Raw genomic sequence first — 21,796 nt, forward strand, 5'->3', positions numbered from 1 at the left:
TGGGGAATGCTTTCGTTTTCATTTGCGTCTGTGGTCAACCAACTGGTTGATTGCAGTTTCAACCAGCCCTGCGATTCAAAGCCGGAACAGATGTAGAAAGATGAGTCCTTGGAGTATTTGATTCGTCGCTAATCCGGCCGTGGCAGCGGTTGGGAAGGAGAATGACCATGAAAGCTTTGTATTGGGCATCTATTTTCTACCTTGTCTTGGGATTGGGGGCCGGGGTCTTCTACCGCGAATTCACGCGTGCCAATGACTTCCCCGAGGGTGAGTTCACTCAGCTGAGCGTGGCGCATACTCACTTGCTGGCGCTCGGTTTCATGATGAGCCTTATCTTCTTGCTATTGGAGAAGGTCTTTGGTCTGTCACGCAATCGTGGTCAGTTCAATGCGTTCTTTTGGCTGTATAACGTCGGCGTGGTCGTCACCGTCGGCGTCATGATCTGGCACGGGTGCTTGACCGTATTGGGGGAGGAGTCCACTGCAATGATCTCCGGGATTGCTGGTCTTGGTCATATCCTCATTACGATTGGCCTGATTGCATTCATTGCAGCACTAGGCAATGCCATCAACGAGGCTCAAGAGGCTGAGGCCCAACCCGTAGCAGGTGACTAATGATGAGCGAGATGGCTACTGAATAGGCACAGTGCCTCCACGGCGAGACTGAACCTAACTCATGCGCACTGGGGTAATAGTTTGTATGCGGTCCTGTATGCAGCGCTGTTGTGGGCCACAGGAATGATTGCCGATAGCTGGGGTCGCAAGCGTTCATTTCTGGCGTGGCTGCGGTTGGATCATTGACTTGCCATTGACGCTCTACGGCTTGGGCTTTGTGCCTGTGTAGTTGATGGGTACGCTGCTCAGCGAGATTCCGGTGAATAGTTTCGGTCAGGCTTCGGCTACCCAGAGTACGGTCCGCCAAGTCGGTTCCGCGCTGGGCACTGCGGTTTCTGGGTCGGTATTTTCCATGGCACTTGGGCTAACGCTGCCCAAGACGCTGGAGGCGGCCGGCATCATGGGGCCGGGTGCCGCTGGCATAGCAGAAGCAACGCGCCAATCAGCTGGTTCCGCTATTGCAGAACTGCGCGTTCAAGGCGGGCATAGTCCCTTTAGCGAGCAGACCAGCGTTGTGGTGCAGGCGCTTAGCTACGGCATGACCGGCGCCGCCCGCTACTCCCTTCTTGCTGCAACGGCATTCCTGGCGCTGGGCTTTGTTAGTGCGATGCGGGTTCGCCGTGCCGCGAACGAAAGCAGTTCCATGGAGCAATCGAACTGATTTATTGCCAGAAAGTTAGTGTAAGTCTGTTGTTTTCCTGGGCGGATTAGATGAGCAAAGTTTTTCTGCCTTCAACTAAGAGGGCTTGCCCATCCCTCAGCAGTAGGAGATTCCAATCTTGTCCGTACTGCGCAACAGTTTCACTGATGACGTTTATAGAATAAGGACCAGTCGTTCCTTGGGCGTGGGGAATAATGACATACGGAGTGAGATTTAGTCCTGTGCGGTCGGTGAGCTGCGGTGCCGTCCGCGGATCGTCCATGATTGATGCCGGTTCGATTGAAGGTCCTGCAACCATTGCGCCGGCAGAACTTCCAGCGTAAAGCGTGCCGTTCTGGACCGCTTCAACTAGCAGGTGGTCGGTACCAGTGAGTCTCAGCGCATCAAGGAGACGGAATGCCTCGCCGCTCGCAACATAGATACAGTCGGCTAAGTTGATTTCATTGCGTATGTCGCTCGGTTGCGCCTGCGCCACGGTTAAGGGGATTAGTTCCTCTGCCGCATTGCGAATGGTTGTCAACTCTGTTTGGGCGAACGGGGCTTGGCTCATTCCCGCGGCAGCATCATCGATGTACAGCACTCGACCCGAAATGTATTTGCTGATTTCTGGGTGTAGGTATGAGGCGAGGAGTAAGTGCATAGGCTTAGTCTACGTGAGCGCCTTATATGCTTGGGGCAGCTAGATCGGAGTATTGAATAATCGGAAAAGTCTCGAGACGCCGATCGGAACGATGTCTCGAGACTTCACATTGTGCCCCAGAGTGGATTCGAACCACCGACACCGGCTTTAGGAGAGCCGTGCTCTATCCCCTGAGCTACTGGGGCGGGGTTGCGTGTGCAACTTGGCTAATCATAGCAGTGGGGCAGGGGTGCCCCGAAATGGCTGGGGCTTGGCTTAGCTCTCGGCCAATTCCTTTTGCTTATTGCGCACAGAGGAGGCTGGTGGGTTGGTTTCGTGGGTGCCGTCGGAGTAGAGGACGGTGGGGATGATGCGGTTGCCGTCGTTGACGGATTCGATCCAGGCGTTGATGTCTTCGGTGTTGTCGGCCTCGACGTCGACAAGCTCGTACGGGGTTTCGGTGCGGTCCAGGTTTTTAATGAGCTTGGCGCAGAAGGGGCACCAGTCGGCGTAGAAGATGGTGACGTCGGAGTTAGTTTCTGGGGTAGTAACAGACATTAGGCTGCATCCTTTCGGTCGTAGGTTAAAAAGCGGTATTTCATGGGGAGATCGCTGGCGGATTGCTCCGGGAGCTCTAGGTGGCCCTTGTCGGAGGTGAGCCAGTCGGTGCTGTGGGCGAGGCCGAATTCCTCGGGGATTTCGGGGGCGTAGATGGATTTATCGCCGTAGGTGCTACCGATATTGACGCCCATGAGGGTGACCTCAATTCGGTCGACCTGATCCAAGGTGGCGGTATAAATTTGGCCGCCGCCGATAACCCAGGCGTCGGAAAGCGGGGGCATAGCGGTGATGACCTGGGCGCCGGCGGACCACTGGCCGGGTGTGCGGGAGGAGAGCACGTAATTCTCCCGGCCGGGAAGGGGGCGGAATTTAGGGTTGAGTGACTCCCAGGTTTTTCGGCCCATGATGACCGGCGCGCCCATGGTCACGTCCTTAAAGTGCTTGAGGTCTTCCGGCACGTGCCAGGGCATTTGCTCGCCATCGCCAATGATTCCGTCCAGGGACTGTGCCCAGATTGCGCCCAACATTAAACGGATACCTGTGCCTTGATGGTGGGGTGGGGGTCGTAGCCCTCAATCTCAAAGTCGGCGAAGTCATAGGAGAACATGTCTTCCGCCTTGTGTAGGTTGAGCTGCGGGTACGGGCGCGGTTCGCGGGAAAGCTGCTCTTTGACCTGCTCCACGTGGTCGTTATAGATATGGCAATCGCCGCCGGTCCAGATGAGCTCGCCCACCTTGAGGCCGGCCTGCTGCGCAAACATGTGGGTCAGCGCCGCGTAAGAGGCGATATTGAAGGGCACGCCGAGGAACATATCGGCCGAGCGCTGGTAGACCTGCATGGACAAGGTGCCATCGGCCACGTAGAGCTGGAAGAGCAGGTGGCAGGGCATCAGCGCCATTTGGTCTAGCTCCGCGACGTTCCACGCGGAGACCAGGTTGCGGCGCGAGTCCGGGTTGTTCTTGAGGGTATCCAGCGCCTGCTGGATCTGGTCGATGTGCTGGCCGTCCGGGGTAGGCCAGGAGCGCCACTGCACGCCGTAGACCGGCCCTAGCTCGCCATTGTCATCCGCCCACTCATTCCAGATGCGGACCTTGTTGTCCTGCAGGAACTTGATATTGGACTCGCCTTTGAGGAACCACAAAAGCTCGCCCAATACCGCGTGGAAATAGACCTTCTTGGTGGTCAGCAGCGGGAAGGACTCGGCCAGGTTATAGCGCAGCTGCGCACCAAAAATGGAGCGCGTGCCGGTGCCGGTGCGGTCGCCTTTGGGCGTGCCGGTCTCTAGGACCTTTTTCAGCAGATCCTCGTACGGGGTCTCAATCATGGGCATTAGTTTAGAAGCCGCCGTTCTCCTCGGCAAAGGCCTGGGCGTGCTCCAAGATTTCATCCTTGAGCTCGGGGCGGCAGATAAGGATATCCGGGATGAAGGTGTCCTCATTATTGAACCGGATTTCGGAGCCGTCGAGGCGGCAGCAGTGCAGACCGGAAGCTTGTGCGACGCCCACCGGGGCGGCCTGATCCCACTCGTACTGGCCACCGGCGTGGATATAACCGTCATAATCGCCGAGCAGCACGTGCATGGCCTTGGCACCCGCGGAGCCGACGCCCACGACTTCATAGCCCATTTTCTCCGCAATGTAGTCGGCTACCTTGGGCGGGCGATTGCGGGAGACGACGAACTTCTTAGACAGCGGGCCGGTGACCGCTCGAACGTCCGAGGACTTGAAGGTAACACCGAGATCCGGCAGGCCCACCGCCGCGTGGATAGGAATGCCGTTCTCTACCAGGGCGATGTGCACGGCCCAGTCCTGGCGGCCGGTGGCAAATTCCTTGGTGCCGTCGAGCGGATCCACGATCCACACGCGGTCCTTCTTCAAGCGGGCAAGGTCATCGGAGGCTTCCTCCGAGAGCATGCCGTCCTGGGGGCGGTGCTGTTCAAGCACGCGAGCGATCCATTCTTGGGCGGCTTCATCGCCGGCGTCGCCAAGCGAAAGGCCCCGTAGCAGGCCCCCGTTGCGCACGCCCTTAAGGATCTCACCGCAGCCCTGGGCGAGGGAATTGGTCAGGCGGGAATCAGAAATCTCGACGGTCATGGTGCCCACATTACAACGCGGACTAGAGTGTGGGCATGCCAGAAAACATCCTCGACCGCTTCCGGCCTCAAGTAGCGCAGTGGTTTCGGGATGTATTTGCCGCCCCCACCGCCGTGCAGGCGCAGGCCTGGGAGAAGATTTCCCGCGGTGAGCATGCCCTTGTGGTAGCTCCTACCGGTTCGGGTAAGACGCTCGCCGCGTTCTTGTGGGCGCTGAATAATTTGGTCGAGCGCGAAGGTCAGCTGGCGCTGCCGGTGGGCTCTGGCGCCTCGGGATCCGCCGCTGGGGCGAAGGTGCTGTATATCTCGCCGCTCAAGGCACTGGGGGTGGACGTGGAAAATAACCTGCGCGCCCCGCTGACCGGAATTGCCCGCACCGCAGAGAACCTTGGGCTCGATGTACCGGATATCTCGGTAGGCGTGCGCTCGGGCGATACGCCCTCCGTGGAGCGTGCGCGGCAGGTGCGCAAGCCGCCGGATATCTTGATTACCACCCCGGAGTCAGCCTATTTGATGCTGACCTCTAAGGCAGCGGGGATTTTAAAGACGGTGGATACCGTCATTATCGATGAGATTCATGCCCTGGCTGGCACCAAGCGCGGCGTGCACCTGGCGCTGACCTTGGAGCGCCTGCAGCAGGTGGCAGGAGACTTCCAGCGCATTGGGCTTTCTGCGACCGTGCGGCCGCTGTCTGCGGTATCGAATTTCTTAGGCGGCAACCGCCCAGTAGAAATTGTGGCACCGGCCGCGGAGAAGAAGTGGCAGCTGGACGTGCATGTGCCGGTAGAGGATATGTCCGATTTGCCCACACCGGAGCAAGGCTCCACCATCGGGGAGATGACGGTGGATGATGCGATTGGCATCAGCTCTCCTTCCGTGGATGAGTCCGCGCTGCCCACGGCCAAGTCCATCTGGCCGTTTATTGAAGATGACCTCTATGCGGAAATCATGGCGCATCGCTCCACACTGGTATTTGTCAACTCTCGGCGCACGGCCGAGCGGCTGACCAGCCGGCTCAATGAGCTCTATGCGCAAGAGCATGATCCGGATTCGCTGTCGCCCGAAACCCGCCGGGACCCAGCCCAGCTGATGAAGCAGGTCGACGTCGCCGGCAAGGCCCCGGCGGTTATCGCCCGCGCCCACCATGGCTCGGTGTCTAAGGATGAGCGCGCGATGACTGAAACCATGCTGAAAGAAGGAACGCTCAAGGCCGTGGTGGCCACAAGCTCGTTGGAGCTGGGCATCGACATGGGTGCAGTGGAGCTAGTCGTACAGGTGGAATCGCCGCCCTCCGTGGCCTCCGGCCTGCAGCGCGTGGGCCGCGCCGGCCACTTTGTGGGCGCGGTCTCGCATGGCTCCTTTTACCCCAAGCACCGCGCGGATCTAGTGCAGTCCACGCTGACGGTATCGCGCATGCGCGCCGGGCTCATTGAAGAGATGCATACCCCGCGCAACCCGTTGGATGTGCTGGCGCAGCAGACGGTGGCGGCGGTGTCCGCGGCTGGTGAGGACGGGCTTGATGCCGATGAGTGGTACGAGATGGTCCGCCGGGCCTGGCCCTACCGCGATCTGGCGCGCGAGGTCTATGACTCCGTGCTGGACCTGGTAAGCGGCGTCTACCCGTCCACGGACTTTGCAGAGCTTAAACCCCGCGTGGTCTATGACCGTGTGGCGGGAGTGATGACCGCGCGGCCTGGTGCCCAGCGGGTAGCTGTCACCAGCGGTGGCACGATTCCGGATCGGGGCATGTTTGGAGTATTCCTCTATACCGGCTCGGGCGAGGGCTCCGGTGGCGCTCCGCGCCGGGTGGGCGAGCTGGATGAGGAGATGGTTTATGAGTCCCGGGTGGGCGATGTATTCACCTTGGGCGCTACCAGTTGGCGCATCGAGGACATCACGCGCGACCAGGTGTTGGTCACACCCGCGCCGGGGCATACCGGCCGCCTGCCGTTTTGGAATGGCGATGGCGCGGGCCGCCCCTATGAGTTGGGCAAGGCGCTAGGTGAGTATCGCCGCGAGGTCTTTTCCTCGCCGGAGACAATCGCGGACGCCGACGATAATGCGCGCTCCAATATCGTGGCTTACCTGCAGGAACAGAACGAGGCCACGGGTGTCATCCCGGATGAAAAGACGTTGGTGCTGGAACGCTTCCGCGATGAGCTAGGCGATTGGCGGGTGGTGCTGCATACCCCGTTTGGCCGGCCGGTCAACTCCGCATGGGCGTTGGCGGTGGGGGCCAGGGTAGGCGAGCGCACCGGCATGGATCCGCAGGCAGTAGCCGGCGATGACGGCATCGTGCTGCGCCTGCCGGAAGCAGAATCCGAACCTGATGGGTCCATCTTCGCCTTCGACGCCGATGAGATTGCCGATATCGTGGCCGAGCAAGTGGGCAATTCCGCGCTCTTTGCCTCCCGCTTCCGCGAATGCGCGGCCCGCGCGCTGCTCTTGCCTCGCCGCAACCCGGGCAAGCGCGCGCCGTTGTGGCAGCAACGCCAGCGCGCCGAGCAGCTTTTGGACGTTGCCCGCAAGTACCCGTCCTTCCCCATCATCTTGGAGACGGTGCGCGAGTGCGTCCAGGACGTCTACGATGTCCCCGCGCTTACGGAAGTCATACGGGAGCTGGGCCACCGCCGCATCCGCATTGCGGAGGTCACCACCGAACAGCCCTCGCCTTTTGCCTCTTCGTTGCTGTTTAATTACACCGGCGCGTTTATGTACGAGGGCGATTCCCCGTTAGCAGAAAAGCGCGCGGCCGCCCTGGCCCTTGACCCTGCGCTTTTGGCCAAATTGCTCGGCACGGTGGAGCTGCGCGAGTTGCTCGATCCCGAGATTATCGCCGAGGTCCACGCCCAGCTCCAACGCACCGATCCCTCGCGCCGGGCCCGCACCACCGAGGAGGTAGCGGACCTGCTGCGCGTGCTCGGGCCGATTCCCACAGACGAGCTAGGCGAGCACACCGACGTGCCGCTTTCCGCCCTGGACCAGTTGGGCACGCGGATCATGCGCGTGCGGATCGGCGGACGCGAGCACTTAGCCCAGGCCCCGGATGCACCCCTGCTTCGCGACGCCCTCGGCATCCCCATTCCTCCCGGCATCCCCGCCCAAGTGGCCACCATTTCTGATGCCTTGCCGCAGCTGGTCTCGCGCTGGGCGCGCACCCGCGGGCCCTTCGTGCTGCGCGATCTCACCGCGGCTTTCGGCATTTCCGTCTCTGCCGCGCATACCGTCCTCGGCGCGCTTGATGGGGTAGTAGAAGGCCGCTACCGCCAGGGCGTCGATGAGCACGAATACTGCGCCGCAGCGGTGCTCAAGACTATCCGCTCGCGTTCGCTCGCCGCTGCGCGTGCCGCTACCGAGCCGGTTTCGGGTGCCACTTTTGCCCGCTTTTTGCCGGAGTGGCATAGCATCGCACCGGCCGGAAAGCGCCCGGCCCTGCGCGGGGCCGATGGCGTCTTTTCCGTCATCGAGCAGCTAGCCGGGGTGCGCCTGCCGGCCTCTGCGTGGGAATCGCTCATCTTGCCCGCGCGGGTGGGAGATTATTCGCCCACCATGCTCGATGAGCTCACTTCTAATGGCGAAGTGCTCATCTTCGGTGCCGGCAAGGCCGGTGCGGCAGACCCTTGGATCATGCTGTTGCCCTCGGACTATGCTGCTCAACTCGCCCCGGAAACGGACGCCGAGGGCGTGAGCATGCTGCAACGCGCCATCCTCGATGTTCTGGGCCGCGGCGGCGGCTTCCTCTTTGCCGATATCGCTGCCGAGGTCCCCGGCACTACCGAGGAGACCCGCGAGGCCCTCTGGGGTTTGGTGGAGATGGGCTTGGTAAGCCCCGATTCCTTCGCGCCGTTGCGTACCCGGTTGTCTTCCGGCGGTTCGCGCTCAGGCCGCACCGCGCACCGTTCGAAGCGGCGGCCCACCCGCTCTCGCCTGCGCATGGGGCGTACCTCCTTCGCCCAAGCTCAGAACGCCGCGGCCGCGCAGACCCCGCCCGATGTGATGGGCAGGTGGTCGCTGGCTGTGTCTGCCGCTACCGATGCCACCTCGCGGTCTGTGGCACACGGCGAGGCCTGGCTCGACCGCTACGGCGTGCTCACCCGCGGCTCCGTCGTGGCCGAAGACGTGCTCGGTGGCTTTGCGCTGGCCTATAAGGTGCTCTCCGGCTTCGAAGCATCCGGCAAGGCCATGCGCGGCTATGTCATCGATGGGCTGGGCGCCGCCCAATTTTCTACCCCCGCCATCATCGACCGCCTGCGCGGCCTGGCCGATTCCCCGGATGTTACCGGCTGGCCGTCTGGAACCACCGAGCCCGAAACCTTTGTCCTCGCCGCCTGCGACCCGGCCAATCCCTACGGTGCGGCCCTGCCGTGGCCGCAGCGCGACGATGCCGACGGCAAAGCCACCGGCGGGCACACCCGTTCGGCCGGCGCGCTGGTAGTGCTTATCGACGGACTACCCATCGCCCACCTCACCCGCGGCGGGAAAACCCTCACCACCTTCCTGGAATCGCTGCCGGGAGGCATCGACCCGGCGGAGGTATATCCCCGCCTGGTAGGCGCGCTCACGGATATGGTGGCAAGGGGAGTGCTGTCCCCGTTGGTTATCGAAAAATGCAATGGCAGCCCCATTCATAAGACGGATACCGCCGCCCACCTGCGCGAAGCTGGCGCCGGGATTACTCCCAAGGGAGTGCGCATCTCCGCGAGCGCCGCTGCTCCGCGCACCCCACGTGCAGGACGCCGCGCCAGCGAGGCCATCGAAGAACTCAGCTTTGATGACGCACCGCCTGCACCGCGCAATAATGGTGGCTTCCGCCCGCGCAGCGGGTACCGTCGCTAAAGATCCACTGGAGGTGTTATGCCCGAAGGCGATTCCGTCCTGCAGCTATCCAACCGCCTGCAGTTCATGGCCGGACGCGAGGTCACCGGCTGTTCCGTGCGCGTGCCGCGCTACGCCACCGTGCATCTAGACGGCATGGTATGCGAGCGCGTCTGGCCCTATGGCAAGCACCTCTTCATGCAATTCGACCAGACCATCGTGCACACTCACCTCAAGATGGAAGGTACCTGGGCCATCCATTACGCAGGCGACCGCTGGCGCAAGCCCGGACATACCGCGCGCATCGTCCTGCAGCTAGCCAACGCCCCGCGCGATATTGAGGTCGTTGGTCACCAGCTAGGCTTCGTGGAGATCTATCCCGCCGACCAGTACCATCAGCGCATCGCCCACCTCGGACCGGATATTCTCGATCCTGACTGGGATCGCGAAGAAGCCCTGCGGCGGCTAAATAACCGTCCCCAACGCGCCATCGGCGCGGCGCTGCTCGACCAAAAGGTCGTCGCCGGCATCGGCAATGAATACCGCGCCGAGGCCTGTTTCCTAGCAGGGGTGCACCCGGCCACACCAGTATCCGAGGTGGATACCGCCCGCATCCTCGACATCTCTCGGCGCATCATGTGGGCTAATCGCACCTCCCCGGTACGCGTGACCACCGGCGTGCGCCGCGCCGGGGAGACGACCTATGTCTTCGGGCGCAATCGCAAGCGCTGCCGCCGCTGCGGCACCTTCATTACCAAGGGCGCGCTCGGCGGTGTGGATGCCGGCGGCGATGAAGGCGAACTCGAGCGCATCATCTGGTGGTGCCCTCATTGCCAGCCGCTTCACCCCGCGAAATAAGATTCCCGCGCTAGTGTGGGGGACATGCGTACCTTTCTTAACATCGTTTGGTTTATCACCGGCGGGTTCCTCCTAGCCCTTGCCTATTTCCTCTTTGGCATCATTGCCTGCATCTTCATCGTTACTATCCCAGCGGGCGTGGCGTCGTTCCGCATGGCTAATTTCGCCCTGTGGCCATTTGGCCGCTCGGTAGTGCAGCCAGTCAAGGGTAGTGGCTCCATGTCCACCTTCTCCAATGTCGTCTGGTTCGTCGTCGCCGGCCTGTGGCTGGCCATTGGTCACGTAACCACCGCGGCGGCACAGGTAGTGACCATCGTGGGCATCCCAGCCGCGCTGGCCAACCTGAAGATGATCCCGGTTACCTGCTTCCCGTTTGGCCGCCGAATTGTGAACTCGGAAGAGATTCCCTTCGGCTGGGAGCCGATGGTCAAACTTTAAGCGCCGGACCGCAGACAAAACAAGCACGTTCTGCCCAATTTCGTGCTGATTATGGGCAGAACGTGCTTGTTTTATAACGCCTTGGGGAGAAAGACCATAAAGCAGCCGCGCTATCCGCCCGCGGAAGGTTCGAAAGCGGGTTAACGCGGCTAAAAGTGGGCGTTTAGCGGTTGGAGCGGTACCAACCGATGAGCTCGTCGGTGGATTGGTCGCCGGATGCGGCCTCCTCCTTACCGGAGACAGCCGGCGCCAGGTCATTAGCCTGCTGCTTGCCCAGCTCCACGCCCCACTGGTCGAAGGAGTTGATATCCCAGATAACGCCCTGGGTGAACACGATGTGCTCGTAGAGCGCGATGAGCGCGCCGAGGGTCTGCGGGGTGAGTTCCTCGGCCAGGATGGTGGTGGTCGGGCGGTTGCCTGGCATGACCTTGTGCGGCACGACGTCTGCGTCAACGCCTTCGGCGGCGATTTCTTCTGCGGTCTTGCCAAAGGCCAGGACCTTGGTCTGGGCAAAGAAATTGCCCATGAGCAGATCATGCATGGAGCCGGAGCCATCGGCGGTGGGGAAGTCCTGCTTCGGGCGGGCAAACCCAATAAAGTCCGCCGGGATGAGGCGGGTGCCTTGGTGCATGAGCTGGAAGAAAGCGTGCTGGCCGTTGGTGCCTGGCTCGCCCCAGTAGATTTCGCCGGTGGACGGGACGGTGACCGCGGTGCCGTCGCGACGCACGGACTTACCGTTGGATTCCATGGTCAGCTGTTGCAGGTAGGCCGGGAAGCGGCCGAGGTCCTGCGAATAGGGCAGAACGGCGTGAGTCTGGGCGCCGAAGAAGTTGGTGTACCAGACACCAAGGAGGCCCATGAGTGCGGGGACGTTTTCTTCCAGCGGGGCGGTGCGGAAGTGCTCGTCCATGGCGTGGAAGCCTTCGAGGAAGCGCATGAAGTCCATCGGTCCAATGGTGCACATAAGAGACAGGCCGATGGCACAATCCACGGAGTAGCGGCCGCCAACCCAATTCCAAAACGGGAACATATTCTCGGTATCGATGCCGAATTCGGCTACCTTTTCCGCATTGGTAGATACGGCGACAAAGTGCTTGGCCACGGCGGATTCATCGCCATCGAATTGCTCGATGAGCCAGCGGCGCGCGGCGTGTGCGTTGGTCAGCGTCTCTTGGGTGGTGAAGGTCTTGGAGGCGATGATAAATAGGGTGGATTCGGCATCCAGGCCATCGAGGGTGGCGGCCATATCGGCGGGGTCGATGTTGGAAACGAACTCTGCGGAGATGCCAGCGACCTCGTAGGAGCGCAATGCCTTAGCTGCCATGGCCGGACCAAGGTCGGAGCCGCCGATGCCGATATTGACTACCTTTTTGATGGTGTGGCCGGTGTGTCCCAGCCAGGAGCCGGAGCGCAGCGCGGTGGCGAAGTCACGCATGCGGCCTAAGACCTCGTGGACATCGGCGGCAACGTCCTGGCCGTCAACAGTCAAGTCATCTTCGACCGGGACGCGCAGCGCGGTATGCAGCACTGCGCGATCCTCGGTGTTATTGATGTGCTCGCCGGCGAACATGGCATCGCGGCGGGACTCTAGATCGGCAGCCTTGGCTACTTCCACCAGCTGCTTGATGACGTCCCCGTCGATCAAATTCTTCGATAGATCGACGTGCAAACCGGCGGCGTCGAAAGTGAAGTTGCGGGCGCGGTCTGCATCGGCGGCAAAAAGCTCGCGGAGGTTGAGATCCTTTTTGGTCTCATATGCCTTCGCGAGATCGCTCCACTGGGCAGATGCGGTGATATCCATGATGGTTGGCCTTTCTGGCAACTAGCGCATTGGCAACATTTACCTCTCCCACCGTAGTCCAGAAAGGGCAACCGCGTCGGGCCCTTCTAGAGGATGAGTGCGCCTGCCCAACCGGCGATGAGCAGCGGAATATTGAAGTGGATAAAGGTGGGAATGACCGAGTCGCGGATGTGGTCGTGCTGGCCATCCGCACCCAAGCCGGCAGTGGGGCCGAGGGTGGAATCGGAGGCGGGAGAGCCGGCGTCGCCAAGCGCGCCTGCAGTGCCAATGAGCGCAACGGTGGCCGCGGGGCTAAAGCCTAGCGACATGCACAGCGGCACGTAGATAACGGAAATGATGGGCAAGGTGGAAAAAGACGAGCCGATGCCCATGGTGACTACCAAGCCCACCACCAGCATGGCACCGGCGGAAAGGACCTTATTGGTGCCAAAGAGGTTAGCGGTGGCATCCACCAGTGGGCCGACCTCGTTGGTGGCCGTCATGACCGAGGCAAAGCCCTGGGCGGTGATCATGATGAAGCCGATGAGCGCCATCATCTTCATGCCATTGGTGAAAACGTCATCGGCATGCTTCCAATCCACCGCGCCGGTCAGCAGCAAAATACCCAGGCCGGTCAGTGCGCCGACCATGAGGCCATCGGATTCGAAGTCGAGCGCCTGCATGATAATCTGCACCGCAAAGGTGGCAATGATGGCCACGACGGAGACCCAGATCTTATAGGTAGAAGGGGTCTCTTGGTGCTCCTCAGCGGTGATGGGGAGGTCCTTATAATCACGCGGCTTGCGGTAGCTAAAGAAAATAGCGATGAGCAGGCCTGCGAGCATGCCGAGCGCCGGAACACCCATAACCTGCATGATATTTATATCCGAGGTATCCAACCCCGCCTGCTGGATATTAAATAACAGGATGTCGTTTAAGTAGATGGAGCCAAAGCCCACCGGGATGAACATGTAGGTGGTAATAAGGCCAAAGGTCAGGCAGGTGGTAATGAGCCGGCGGTCTAAGCGCAGCTTATTCATCACCTTAAGCAGCGGGGGAACGATTAGTGGAATGAAAGCAATGTGAACCGGGATGAGGTTTTGGCTCATCACGGACATGGCAATGAGCCCGAGGATGAGCATCCATTTAGTGGCCAGGGCCGCCTTGGGATTTGCTTCGCCGCTGCCGCCGAGCTTGCGGATGAGGAAATTAGCCAGGACCTGGGGCAGCCCGGCCGAGGCCACGCCCATCGCAAAAGCGCCCAAGAGGGCATAGCTCAGCGCAATCTTGGCGCCGCCGCCCAAGCCATCTTGGAAGGCAACCATGGTGGCATCGAGTCCCATGCCGGACATGAGCCCGCCGACGATGGCACCCAAGAAGAGAGCCACCACCACATGCACGCGCAAAAGGGCGAGCACGAGCATGACTATGACGGCGATGAGAACTGCATTCATGCTTAGCCAGGATACTGCATAGTATCGGCTGGCCAGTAATTATTCGGCTAGCCCAACCGGCCGCGGCCCATGCGCAGCAGCGCAGAGGCGATGGTGGGGCCTTCTTCGCCGAGTTCATCGCGGAACTGATTCAAAATTGCGATCTCGCGCGTGTGGACGAGGCGGGTGCCGCCGGAGCTCATGCGGGTGCGGCCAATAGCCTGAGAGACTTCCGTGCGGCGCTTGGCAGCATCCAGGATGATGCGGTCCATGCGGTTGATTTCTTCGCGATACTGCTGGATCTCCGCATCAGATAGGGGATCATCCGTGCCCGAAGGCGTGCGGATGTCCAGGCCGTTATCGACGATGTCCTTGTTATCTTCTGCGGTCATAAGACCATATTGTGCCACCCGCCCACGCAAAAGGAAATAGCAGCTCGCACGGCGGATACGGGGCGTGTCCGGTGGGGCTAGTAGGTTGGAAGGCACTATGAACGAAAACTCTCCTTTTAGTCCTTCCCCGTCTACCGGCGGCGCACCCACACCAAGCCCCTTTGGCGGCTTCGGCGCACCGCGCGCAGCGAGCCCGCAATCCGAATCCCCCGATGCCTTGACCGAGGGCCTCAACCCACAGCAGCTAGAGGCCGTTACCCACTCGGGCAGCCCGCTGCTCATTGTCGCCGGCGCTGGTTCCGGTAAGACCGCCGTGCTTACCCGGCGTATTGCTTATCTCATGCGCCATCGCGGGGTAAATCCGTGGGAGATCCTCGCCATTACCTTTACTAATAAGGCCGCCGCGGAAATGAAGGAGCGCGTGGGCGGGCTAGTTGGCCCTGTGGCCGAGCGCATGTGGGTATCTACCTTCCACTCCATCTGCGTGCGCATCCTGCGTCAAAATGCGCAGCTCGTGCCGGGGCTTAATACCAATTTCACCATTTATGATGGCGATGATGCCCGCCGGCTATTGTCCATGATTGCTAAAGATATGCAGCTGGATCTGAAGAAGTACACCCCGCGCGTGCTGGCTAATCAGATTTCTAATCACAAAAATGAGCTCATCGGCCCCGAATCCGCACTGGAAAAGGCGCAGCAGACCAAAAACCCGTTTGAGACCACCGTGGCCCAGGTCTATGCCGAATACCAGCGCCGCTTGCGCGCGGCCAATGCCGTGGACTTTGATGATCTCATCGGTGAGGTGGTGCGGATCTTCACCCAGCACCAGCAGGTGGTGGAATTTTATCGGCGGCGCTTTAAGCACGTGCTTATTGACGAGTACCAGGACACCAACCACGCCCAGTATGCGCTGGTTGCTGCGCTCGTGGGCAGGGGAGAGCTCGGCCCTGACGCGCCCGAGCTGTGCGTGGTGGGCGACTCCGACCAGTCCATTTATGCCTTCCGTGGTGCGACCATCCGCAATATCCAGGAATTCGAGCGCGACTACCCGCAAGCACATACCATCCTGTTGGAGCAGAATTATCGCTCTACCCAGACCATTCTCAATGCGGCCAACGCCGTTATTGCTAAAAATGAGAACCGACGCGAGAAGAACCTGTGGACGGCCCACGGTGAAGGCGAGCAGATCGTGGGCTACGTTGCCGATAACGAGCACGATGAGGCGCGGTTCATCGCCTCCGAGATTGATTCCTTGGCGGATAAGGAGCGCAGCTATTCCGATATCGCGGTCATGTACCGCACCAATAATGCCTCCCGTGCGCTGGAAGATATCTTCATCCGCTCCGGAATTCCCTACAAGGTGGTCGGTGGAACGCGCTTTTATGAGCGGCGTGAAATCCGCGATATGGTGGCCTACCTGCGCATCCTGGATAACCCGGACGATACGGTGAGCCTGCGCCGCATTATCAATGTGCCCAAGCGCGCCATTGGGGATAAAGCACAAGGGCACATTGCCCTCCATGCAGAAAACCACGGCATTAGCTTTGGCAAGGCGCTTGCCGATGTCCCTCGTGGCGAAGTGCCTGGCCTAGCCACCCGGGCCATTAACGCGGTCACCAAATTCAACGAGATGATGGAGGGCATCCGCAATCAGATCCCTTCCATGCGCGATGAGGTTACTGGCCAGCCGGATTTGGGTGAGCTGCTCACCGCCATTTTGGATGCCACGGGATACAAGGCGGAATTGGAAAACTCGAACGATCCGCAAGATGGCGCGCGCCTCGATAACTTGAATGAGTTGGTATCGGTGGCACGCGAATTTACCTCAGAGGCCGCGAACCAGCTGGCTGCTTCGGGTGCAGATGCAGTGGATCCTTCCGAGTTAGTGGAGGAGGGTGAGGCCGCGCCGGGCTCGCTGCAGGCCTTCTTGGAAAAGGTGTCGCTGGTGGCTGATGCTGATCAGATTCCTGACTCGGAGACTGGCGTGGTCACCATGATGACTCTGCACACCGCAAAGGGCCTCGAGTTCCCCGTGGTCTTTTTGACCGGCTGGGAGGATGGCCAATTCCCGCATATGCGCTCTCTCGGTGACCCGAAGGAGTTGAGCGAGGAGCGCCGCTTAGCCTATGTGGGCATTACTCGTGCCCGTGAACAGTTGTATCTCACCCGTGCCATCTTGCGCTCGGCTTGGGGCAACCCGGTGACTAATCCTGCCAGCCGCTTCCTCGGCGAGGTCCCTGCAGACCTCATCAACTGGCAGCGCGAAGACTCCGATAGTTCCCTAACCGGTGCGTGGGGTGAGGACGATTACCAATATGGTCGTTCCTACGGCCGCGACTGGTCTGGGTGGGGCAGAGGTGGGGCCCGCGGTGGCCAGTGCGCTGCGTCTTCCCCATCGCAACGCACTAGCAAGCCGGCGGCAACCTCAATGCCTAAGAACAATAACTTCAACCTGGCCGTGGGTGACCGTGTCAATCACGCTAAGTACGGGCTCGGTACCGTTATTGAGACGTCGGGCTCCGGTAAGCGTGCCACGGTCACCGTGGACTTTGGTTCTTCCGGTAAGGTCCGGCTGATGCTCATCGGCGGAGTGCCGATGGAAAAGCTCTAGACCGAAATGCCGCGCTCGTTGAACCAGGAGACTGGGTCAACGGGTGCTCCACCACCTGGGTGAATCTCAAAGTGGAGGTGCGGGCCCGTGGAGTGGCCCTCGTTGCCAATGCCGGCGATCTCTTGACCCGCGGTCACGTGGTCGCCCACATTTACCTTGAGCTGGTCTGCCGACATGTGGCCGTAGACGGAGATGGTGCCGTCATCGTGCTGGATGCGGATCCAGTTGCCAAAGCCCTGTGCTGGCCCGGAGTTGATGACGGTGCCGTCCATGACCGCCACAATCGGGGTGCCCACGGAGTTTGCTACGTCGATGCCGTTGTGCATGGTGCCCCAGCGCTGGCCGAAGCCGGAGGTAAGGGTGCCGGAGGTAGGAAAGACCACTGTATTGCCCGCGGAGTCCTTGCCGCGCTTCGTGGTGAGTCCAGAGTGATTTCCCTGGGGAGCGAATGCTTCTTTCAATCCCGGTACAGAACCCGGATCCAAGACGATATTTACTCCGCCGGATTCGTTTCCATCTACCTGCGGGGTAGCCTCGCCGTTGAGAACGCCTACGGTAGTGGTGGCCAAGCCCACGAGGGCGTCGACCACACCGGCGTCATCTACGTTCGTAGCGGTGGGCTCGGAAGAGCCGTCCGATACGTCCACGCTAGCCACTGGCTCTGCAGCAAAAGCGGTGGTGCCGGTAGCAAGTACGGTACCGAGCGTAACGATGCTCAGCGCCACGTTCTTGCGTGCGCGGTTCATGCGCTTCATATCTTAAGTCCTTTTCATGGCTTGCATGGTCTCGGGACGCTTGCGCCCTAGTGAGGGCGGCGTCTTGCAACTGCCAACCGCGACACGCCGAAAGCTGAAATGCTTGCGTTCGAAATCGCTCGTGGCAACGAGTTAAAAGTTAGCCCGCCTGAACGGCCCGCGCAATCTTAAAAAACGCTGGTAGCGGCGGAAAAAATTCGAAATTATTCGAACATGCCAGCTTGTTGCGCGTGTTACGAATGTGACTAGAGTGGCGTGTGTGAAGTGTTGGTTTAGGGACTGGGGGTAGACTTTGGGGGTGGGTATGCCGCTCTGGAAATGGCGTGTTGCGTTCAAACCCAGTGATTAGCGGAAAATGTGTATTTACCTGCGACAAGGCTGAGCGCTGGACTTGCCTGTGCGGCGCAATTTGTGTCTAGGTCCGGTGGTGGAGCGCTTGTCTCGACGGGGCTTGCCATTTGTTGGAGGCGCAATGGGAAGGCTGCGACGCACTTGAGTCGTCTTGGGGAAGGTTGGCTGCAGCCGCGGTGGTCGGGAGCCGGCGCTGGTGTCTTTAGGGGCAATTGTGGACATGAAAAAGCGCCGCAGGAAAGCCACTGCGGCGCTTAACAAGAAGGTGTTTGGGTGGGAGCCTTAGAGGTCGATGCCTCGCTCAGCCAGCCAAGGCTGCGGATCGATTGCCTCGCCACCGTTCGGGTGAACTTCGAAGTGGAGGTGGGAGCCGGTGGAAAAGCCCATCGAGCCCATGCCGGCGATCTTCTGGCCGGCATGCACGTGCTCGCCAACGGCCACGTCAAGGGTCTGCATGTGACCATAAACGGTCATGGTGCCGTCGTCGTGCATGATGCGGATCCACTGGCCAAAGCCGGAAGCTGGACCGGAGTCGATGACCGTACCATCCATGACGGCAAGGATGGGGGTGCCGGGAGAGTTGGCGATGTCGACGCCCTTGTGGAAGGTGCCCCAGCGCATAGCGAATGGGGATGTGAATGCACCCTCGGCTGGGCGGGCTACGGACGGTGCGCGAGCGGCTTCGTCAGCGGCGGCGCGCTCCTCGGAAGCCTGGATGGCCTTGTTGAGCTGATCGGATAGATCTGCAACCGGCTTTGCTTCAGCTACATTGAGGATCTGCGGAGTGGTATCAACGGGGGCCTCAGCAGCGTCCTCAACCTGGGTGGAATCAGAAGCGAGCTCGAAGTCAACGGACTGCGTCTTGGTAGTGGCCGCGTCATCAGACTGGATGTTTGCAGCGGCTGCGCCACCTACGCCGGCGGTGGATACGGCACCTGCCGCAACCGTCATTACGGCGATGCGGCCCTTCGCGGTCTGCGAGGTGACAATCTTGCGATGGCGACCGGCGCCACGCTGAACTTTGCTTCGCATTAGGTCTTCTTTCGTCTTTTTCACAATCTGCGCAATCTGAGTGTTACGTCCCCACCGAGTTAGTTACGAGATTGTGACCTTCTTGTTACCAACGAGATGTAACAGTAGCGTCTCGAAAAGATAACAGCAACCCAAATTAAGAAATTTTTAGGCGTTGCTCGAGGGAATTGCCCACGAGCAGGCAACATAATCCGAATGGCATATTATTACTGCGACCAAGATCCCACTCGGGCTGCGTGTGGGTCGTATAAAACCGATAACTTTCCATTCATGTTACTGTAGCCAGAGTTAAAGGTGTGAAACCGGGGTAGATTTTATACTCCTAATATATATGTGTGGTCAAGGTGCAGGGGTGTCGCCGGTGATTTTATGGCTACCTCGTCGCGCCACCCCAGATCTGCTGCCGGAAAGTGGCAAAGTGGACGCCGATGAACAAAAACACCAGCCCCCATTCTCGGTCAACGCCCCGCCCGCGTAGCCAGGCGCGGGGCAGGACGGTGCGCACGGAGCGCACCCCACGCGCGCCCCATCCCAGCGGGGCCCGCCAGCCCTCTGGATCGGCGCAACGTGTCGCCCGAAAGGCCGGATCTAAAGCCAAAGCGCGCCGTACTCCTGCGCCGCTGACTAGGGCCGGCCGCATCCGACGCATGCTTATCACGGCGGCAGTGCCCAACGTGGTCATTGTCCTTATCATTATGGCCATTGCCCTCGGTGGTCTTATGCTGGCCGGCTCACCCATGGCGTGGTGGTACACCATCGTGGCGGAGTCATGGATGGTCTTTAACCTCGCGCCAGTCTCGGCGGCCGAAGTGCACATGTCTTTCTTGCCCGCCTTACCCGCGCTCATCTTGGCTGCGGTCGTGGCAGTCCGCGTGCGTAACGCGGTTAAGCACAAGGTCAGCGTCAAAGACTTGCTTATTCTTCTTAGCTGCGTCCTTGGCGTGCCAGTGGTATTTACCATCATCGCCTGGCTGATGCTGTGGGACGCGGGCAAGGTCTATGATGTCTCCCCGCCAAACCTGGCACAGGCTTTGCTGCGGGTTATTGTTCTACATCTTGCTGCTATGGCAGCCGGCATGGGCTCGCGCTTGTGGCGGGCATTGGCCAAGCGTTATGGGGTGCCGCGCCAGATTGTCGACGCCACTCAGATCGCCCTTCGCTACCTCGGCTACCTAGCCATTGGTGCCGCCGTAGTCTTTGCGGTGGTTTTCCTCCTCAATATTTCTCGCCAGGGCGAGATGATGGATGAATATCCCACGGTCTCCGGTCTAGGTGTGGCCGGACTAGTGCTAGTGAGCCTGCTATACATTCCCAATGCCATCGTCAGCACCGCTGCGGTGGTGGTGGGCTCAGAGTTTTCCATCGGCGAAGGTTCGGTCAGCCTCTTTAGTGCCCACCTCGTGCCGTTGCCACCGCTGCCGATTACCGGTGGAATCCCGGCCTCCGCGCCTAGCTGGGCCGTAGTGCTTCTAGTTGTCCCGCTCGGCGCCGCAATCTACGCCCTATATAAAAAGCGGCCAAGCTTCCAGGACGTACTAGTAGCTACGGTGGCCTCCGCGGTAGTGATGTTTATTGCCTGCTACCTTGTCAGCGGCGACCTTGGCTACTACGGCGCCACCGGTCCGATTCTGTGGACCGCCGCAGGCCTAACCGCCCTGTGGATGGCCGTTGTCGGCAGCGCCGTTGCCGCAGGTTTTGCCTTTGTGGCATGGCGCGCGGCGCGCACGGCACGTGTCACGGCCCCTGATACTCCCGATTCGGATGCCGCTGAAGACGACGCCCCTGAGGCCGCCGCTGAAACCGACGAGACCCCAGTTGAACCGGAGCGCGAGCCCATCACCGATCCAGAGATCGTTGACGCCGAAGTAGTTGAGAACGAGCCCGATGACTCCGCCCCTGACGCAGCCGCGGATGGGGAAGAAGGCACCCCAGCTGAGGATGCGGCGAAGCAGCAGGAGGAACCGGAGGAATCTGAGAAACACGAGGAATCGGACGAACCTGAGGACGCTGAGGAGAAGAAAAGGGGCGTCGCCAAGCCGGTTAGCCAACAGCTCAAGGACCAAATGGGGGAGAGCGAGCAGGCTTCCTCGAGCGAAAATTCCTCCGCGGAAGGGGAGAGAGACTAGGCTATAGCGCGTGACTTCACCGATGCCTCCGCGCTATACCGCTGACCCTGAACGCCTCCGAGTGGTGGTGCTCGTTTCTGGAACGGGTTCACTGCTGCAAGCCATCGTGGATGCCCAAGCAGGGCACTACCAAGTGGTGAAGGTGGTGGCGGATAAGGAATGCCACGGTATTTCGCGCGCACAGGACCACGGGATCGATACCGAGGTCGTGGCGCTAGGTGCCGATCGCGCCGAATGGAATCAACGTCTGGTTGACGCAGTAGATGCTGCGCAGCCAGACGTTGTTGTTTCTGCGGGCTTTATGAAGATCCTGGGAAAGGAATTTCTTGACCGCTTCGAAGGCCGCACCATCAATACCCACCCGGCGCTGCTGCCAGCTTTCAAGGGAGCGCACGCCGTGCGCGACGCCCTAGACTATGGCGTGAAGATCACCGGCTCTACCGTCCATTTTGTGGATTCGGGAGTGGATACCGGACCCATCATCGCGCAGCGATCCGTAGCCATCATGGCGGACGATGATGAGTCCACTCTCCACGAGCGCATCAAACAAGTAGAGCGCGATCTCATCGTGGAGGTGCTGCGCGCAGCAGACGTCCACAATGAGGAACTTATTATTCAACTCGCAGACTAAGACTTTTCGAAAGGCTTAATCCTCCTC

At 60.4% G+C, this 21,796-nt stretch carries 19 protein-coding genes and 1 tRNA gene; 8 read left to right on the forward strand and 12 right to left on the reverse strand.

The annotated features are described in order from the left end of the window. Window positions 1-167: 167 nt before the first annotated feature. Together ACP8J1_RS03610 and ACP8J1_RS03615 are read left to right on the forward strand one after the other, a co-directional pair. Window positions 168-614: a DUF2871 domain-containing protein gene (locus ACP8J1_RS03610; RefSeq protein ID WP_023022000.1), complete on the forward strand. Its 447-nt coding sequence runs from the start codon at window positions 168-170 to the stop codon at window positions 612-614. A 232-nt stretch (window positions 615-846) separates the two neighbouring features. Continuing rightward, on the forward strand, window positions 847-1,275 hold the full coding sequence (locus ACP8J1_RS03615; protein ID WP_023021999.1) for a hypothetical protein: 429 nt from the start codon (window positions 847-849) through the stop codon (window positions 1,273-1,275). Between the two features lie 46 nt (window positions 1,276-1,321). Here the strand turns inward: ACP8J1_RS03615 and ACP8J1_RS03620 are convergent, their stop codons facing one another. From ACP8J1_RS03620 to ACP8J1_RS03645, 6 genes are all read right to left on the reverse strand, one after another. Beyond that, window positions 1,322-1,915 carry a Type 1 glutamine amidotransferase-like domain-containing protein gene (locus tag ACP8J1_RS03620; protein ID WP_023021998.1) on the reverse strand — a complete coding sequence of 198 codons (594 nt, stop codon included), beginning with the start codon at window positions 1,913-1,915 and terminating at the stop codon, window positions 1,322-1,324. A 112-nt stretch (window positions 1,916-2,027) separates the two neighbouring features. After that, window positions 2,028-2,100 (reverse strand) — tRNA-Arg (locus ACP8J1_RS03625). A 70-nt stretch (window positions 2,101-2,170) separates the two neighbouring features. Beyond that, window positions 2,171-2,452, reverse strand: a complete 282-nt coding sequence (locus ACP8J1_RS03630) for a glutaredoxin domain-containing protein (protein ID WP_023021997.1) — start codon at window positions 2,450-2,452, stop codon at window positions 2,171-2,173. Further along, window positions 2,452-2,982: a dihydrofolate reductase gene (locus ACP8J1_RS03635; RefSeq protein ID WP_023021996.1), complete on the reverse strand. Its 531-nt coding sequence runs from the start codon at window positions 2,980-2,982 to the stop codon at window positions 2,452-2,454. Before ACP8J1_RS03635 ends, ACP8J1_RS03630 begins: the two co-directional genes overlap by 1 nt. Beyond that, on the reverse strand, window positions 2,982-3,785 hold the full coding sequence (locus ACP8J1_RS03640) for a thymidylate synthase (protein ID WP_023021995.1): 804 nt from the start codon (window positions 3,783-3,785) through the stop codon (window positions 2,982-2,984). The genes ACP8J1_RS03635 and ACP8J1_RS03640 overlap by 1 nt, the downstream gene beginning before the upstream one ends. 4 nt (window positions 3,786-3,789) lie before the next feature. Beyond that, window positions 3,790-4,548, reverse strand: a complete 759-nt coding sequence (locus ACP8J1_RS03645) for a 3'(2'),5'-bisphosphate nucleotidase CysQ (protein WP_023021994.1) — start codon at window positions 4,546-4,548, stop codon at window positions 3,790-3,792. A 35-nt stretch (window positions 4,549-4,583) separates the two neighbouring features. On the opposite strand from ACP8J1_RS03645, the gene ACP8J1_RS03650 reads away from it, so the two are divergent. The 3 genes from ACP8J1_RS03650 to ACP8J1_RS03660 are packed head-to-tail and all read left to right on the forward strand — an operon-like array spanning window position 4,584 to window position 10,658. Further along, window positions 4,584-9,383, forward strand: coding sequence for an ATP-dependent helicase (locus ACP8J1_RS03650; RefSeq protein ID WP_023021993.1), 4,800 nt, complete (start codon window positions 4,584-4,586; stop codon window positions 9,381-9,383). Between the two features lie 18 nt (window positions 9,384-9,401). Further along, window positions 9,402-10,220 (forward strand): DNA-formamidopyrimidine glycosylase family protein, encoded by an 819-nt coding sequence (locus ACP8J1_RS03655; protein ID WP_023021992.1) that lies wholly within the window; start codon window positions 9,402-9,404, stop codon window positions 10,218-10,220. A gap of 24 nt (window positions 10,221-10,244) precedes the next feature. Further along, window positions 10,245-10,658 carry a YccF domain-containing protein gene (locus ACP8J1_RS03660; RefSeq protein ID WP_023021991.1) on the forward strand — a complete coding sequence of 138 codons (414 nt, stop codon included), beginning with the start codon at window positions 10,245-10,247 and terminating at the stop codon, window positions 10,656-10,658. A 163-nt stretch (window positions 10,659-10,821) separates the two neighbouring features. Here the strand turns inward: ACP8J1_RS03660 and pgi are convergent, their stop codons facing one another. From pgi to ACP8J1_RS03675, 3 genes are all read right to left on the reverse strand, one after another. Next, window positions 10,822-12,459: a glucose-6-phosphate isomerase gene (gene pgi / locus ACP8J1_RS03665; RefSeq protein ID WP_023021990.1), complete on the reverse strand. Its 1,638-nt coding sequence runs from the start codon at window positions 12,457-12,459 to the stop codon at window positions 10,822-10,824. An 86-nt stretch (window positions 12,460-12,545) separates the two neighbouring features. Continuing rightward, window positions 12,546-13,892, reverse strand: a complete 1,347-nt coding sequence (locus ACP8J1_RS03670; RefSeq protein ID WP_023021989.1) for a Na+/H+ antiporter family protein — start codon at window positions 13,890-13,892, stop codon at window positions 12,546-12,548. Between the two features lie 47 nt (window positions 13,893-13,939). Beyond that, window positions 13,940-14,263, reverse strand: coding sequence for a chorismate mutase (locus ACP8J1_RS03675; RefSeq protein WP_023021988.1), 324 nt, complete (start codon window positions 14,261-14,263; stop codon window positions 13,940-13,942). Between the two features lie 97 nt (window positions 14,264-14,360). On the opposite strand from ACP8J1_RS03675, the gene pcrA reads away from it, so the two are divergent. Then, window positions 14,361-16,874 (forward strand): DNA helicase PcrA, encoded by a 2,514-nt coding sequence (gene pcrA, locus ACP8J1_RS03680; RefSeq protein WP_023021987.1) that lies wholly within the window; start codon window positions 14,361-14,363, stop codon window positions 16,872-16,874. On the opposite strand, the gene ACP8J1_RS03685 is transcribed toward pcrA, so the two are convergent. The 3 genes from ACP8J1_RS03685 to ACP8J1_RS03695 form a co-directional block, all read right to left on the reverse strand. Next, window positions 16,871-17,629 (reverse strand): M23 family metallopeptidase, encoded by a 759-nt coding sequence (locus tag ACP8J1_RS03685; protein ID WP_023021986.1) that lies wholly within the window; start codon window positions 17,627-17,629, stop codon window positions 16,871-16,873. The two genes, pcrA and ACP8J1_RS03685, sit on opposite strands and share 4 nt — an antisense overlap. 633 nt (window positions 17,630-18,262) lie before the next feature. After that, window positions 18,263-19,012 (reverse strand): M23 family metallopeptidase, encoded by a 750-nt coding sequence (locus ACP8J1_RS03690; RefSeq protein ID WP_023021985.1) that lies wholly within the window; start codon window positions 19,010-19,012, stop codon window positions 18,263-18,265. 373 nt (window positions 19,013-19,385) lie between these two features. After that, window positions 19,386-19,610 (reverse strand): hypothetical protein, encoded by a 225-nt coding sequence (locus ACP8J1_RS03695; RefSeq protein WP_167371308.1) that lies wholly within the window; start codon window positions 19,608-19,610, stop codon window positions 19,386-19,388. Between the two features lie 49 nt (window positions 19,611-19,659). Between ACP8J1_RS03695 and ACP8J1_RS03700 the strand changes: the two genes are divergently transcribed. Then, window positions 19,660-21,138 carry a cell division protein PerM gene (locus ACP8J1_RS03700; protein ID WP_023027763.1) on the forward strand — a complete coding sequence of 493 codons (1,479 nt, stop codon included), beginning with the start codon at window positions 19,660-19,662 and terminating at the stop codon, window positions 21,136-21,138. Between the two features lie 22 nt (window positions 21,139-21,160). Beyond that, on the forward strand, window positions 21,161-21,769 hold the full coding sequence (gene purN / locus ACP8J1_RS03705) for a phosphoribosylglycinamide formyltransferase (protein WP_023021983.1): 609 nt from the start codon (window positions 21,161-21,163) through the stop codon (window positions 21,767-21,769). Window positions 21,770-21,796 lie beyond the last annotated feature (27 nt).

The sequence above is a fragment of the Corynebacterium sp. LaCa_205 genome (assembly GCF_057458085.1).

Bases quoted from the DNA above. Each gene is read 5' to 3' on its own strand.
- ACP8J1_RS03620 (WP_023021998.1), bottom strand. From the start codon at position 1,915: ATGCACTTACTCCTCGCCTCATACCTACACCCAGAAATCAGCAAATAC.
- ACP8J1_RS03640 (WP_023021995.1), bottom strand. From the start codon at position 3,785: ATGCCCATGATTGAGACCCCGTACGAGGATCTGCTGAAAAAGGTCCTA.
- ACP8J1_RS03685 (WP_023021986.1), bottom strand. From the start codon at position 17,629: ATGAAGCGCATGAACCGCGCACGCAAGAACGTGGCGCTGAGCATCGTT.
- ACP8J1_RS03610 (WP_023022000.1), top strand. From the start codon at position 168: ATGAAAGCTTTGTATTGGGCATCTATTTTCTACCTTGTCTTGGGATTG.
- ACP8J1_RS03655 (WP_023021992.1), top strand. From the start codon at position 9,402: ATGCCCGAAGGCGATTCCGTCCTGCAGCTATCCAACCGCCTGCAGTTC.
- ACP8J1_RS03635 (WP_023021996.1), bottom strand. From the start codon at position 2,982: ATGTTGGGCGCAATCTGGGCACAGTCCCTGGACGGAATCATTGGCGAT.
- ACP8J1_RS03690 (WP_023021985.1), bottom strand. From the start codon at position 19,012: ATGCGAAGCAAAGTTCAGCGTGGCGCCGGTCGCCATCGCAAGATTGTC.
- ACP8J1_RS03700 (WP_023027763.1), top strand. From the start codon at position 19,660: ATGCTTATCACGGCGGCAGTGCCCAACGTGGTCATTGTCCTTATCATT.
- pcrA (WP_023021987.1), top strand. From the start codon at position 14,361: ATGAACGAAAACTCTCCTTTTAGTCCTTCCCCGTCTACCGGCGGCGCA.
- ACP8J1_RS03645 (WP_023021994.1), bottom strand. From the start codon at position 4,548: ATGACCGTCGAGATTTCTGATTCCCGCCTGACCAATTCCCTCGCCCAG.
- ACP8J1_RS03675 (WP_023021988.1), bottom strand. From the start codon at position 14,263: ATGACCGCAGAAGATAACAAGGACATCGTCGATAACGGCCTGGACATC.
- ACP8J1_RS03670 (WP_023021989.1), bottom strand. From the start codon at position 13,892: ATGAATGCAGTTCTCATCGCCGTCATAGTCATGCTCGTGCTCGCCCTT.
- ACP8J1_RS03615 (WP_023021999.1), top strand. From the start codon at position 847: ATGGGTACGCTGCTCAGCGAGATTCCGGTGAATAGTTTCGGTCAGGCT.
- purN (WP_023021983.1), top strand. From the start codon at position 21,161: ATGCCTCCGCGCTATACCGCTGACCCTGAACGCCTCCGAGTGGTGGTG.
- ACP8J1_RS03660 (WP_023021991.1), top strand. From the start codon at position 10,245: ATGCGTACCTTTCTTAACATCGTTTGGTTTATCACCGGCGGGTTCCTC.
- ACP8J1_RS03650 (WP_023021993.1), top strand. From the start codon at position 4,584: ATGCCAGAAAACATCCTCGACCGCTTCCGGCCTCAAGTAGCGCAGTGG.
- pgi (WP_023021990.1), bottom strand. From the start codon at position 12,459: ATGGATATCACCGCATCTGCCCAGTGGAGCGATCTCGCGAAGGCATAT.
- ACP8J1_RS03630 (WP_023021997.1), bottom strand. From the start codon at position 2,452: ATGTCTGTTACTACCCCAGAAACTAACTCCGACGTCACCATCTTCTAC.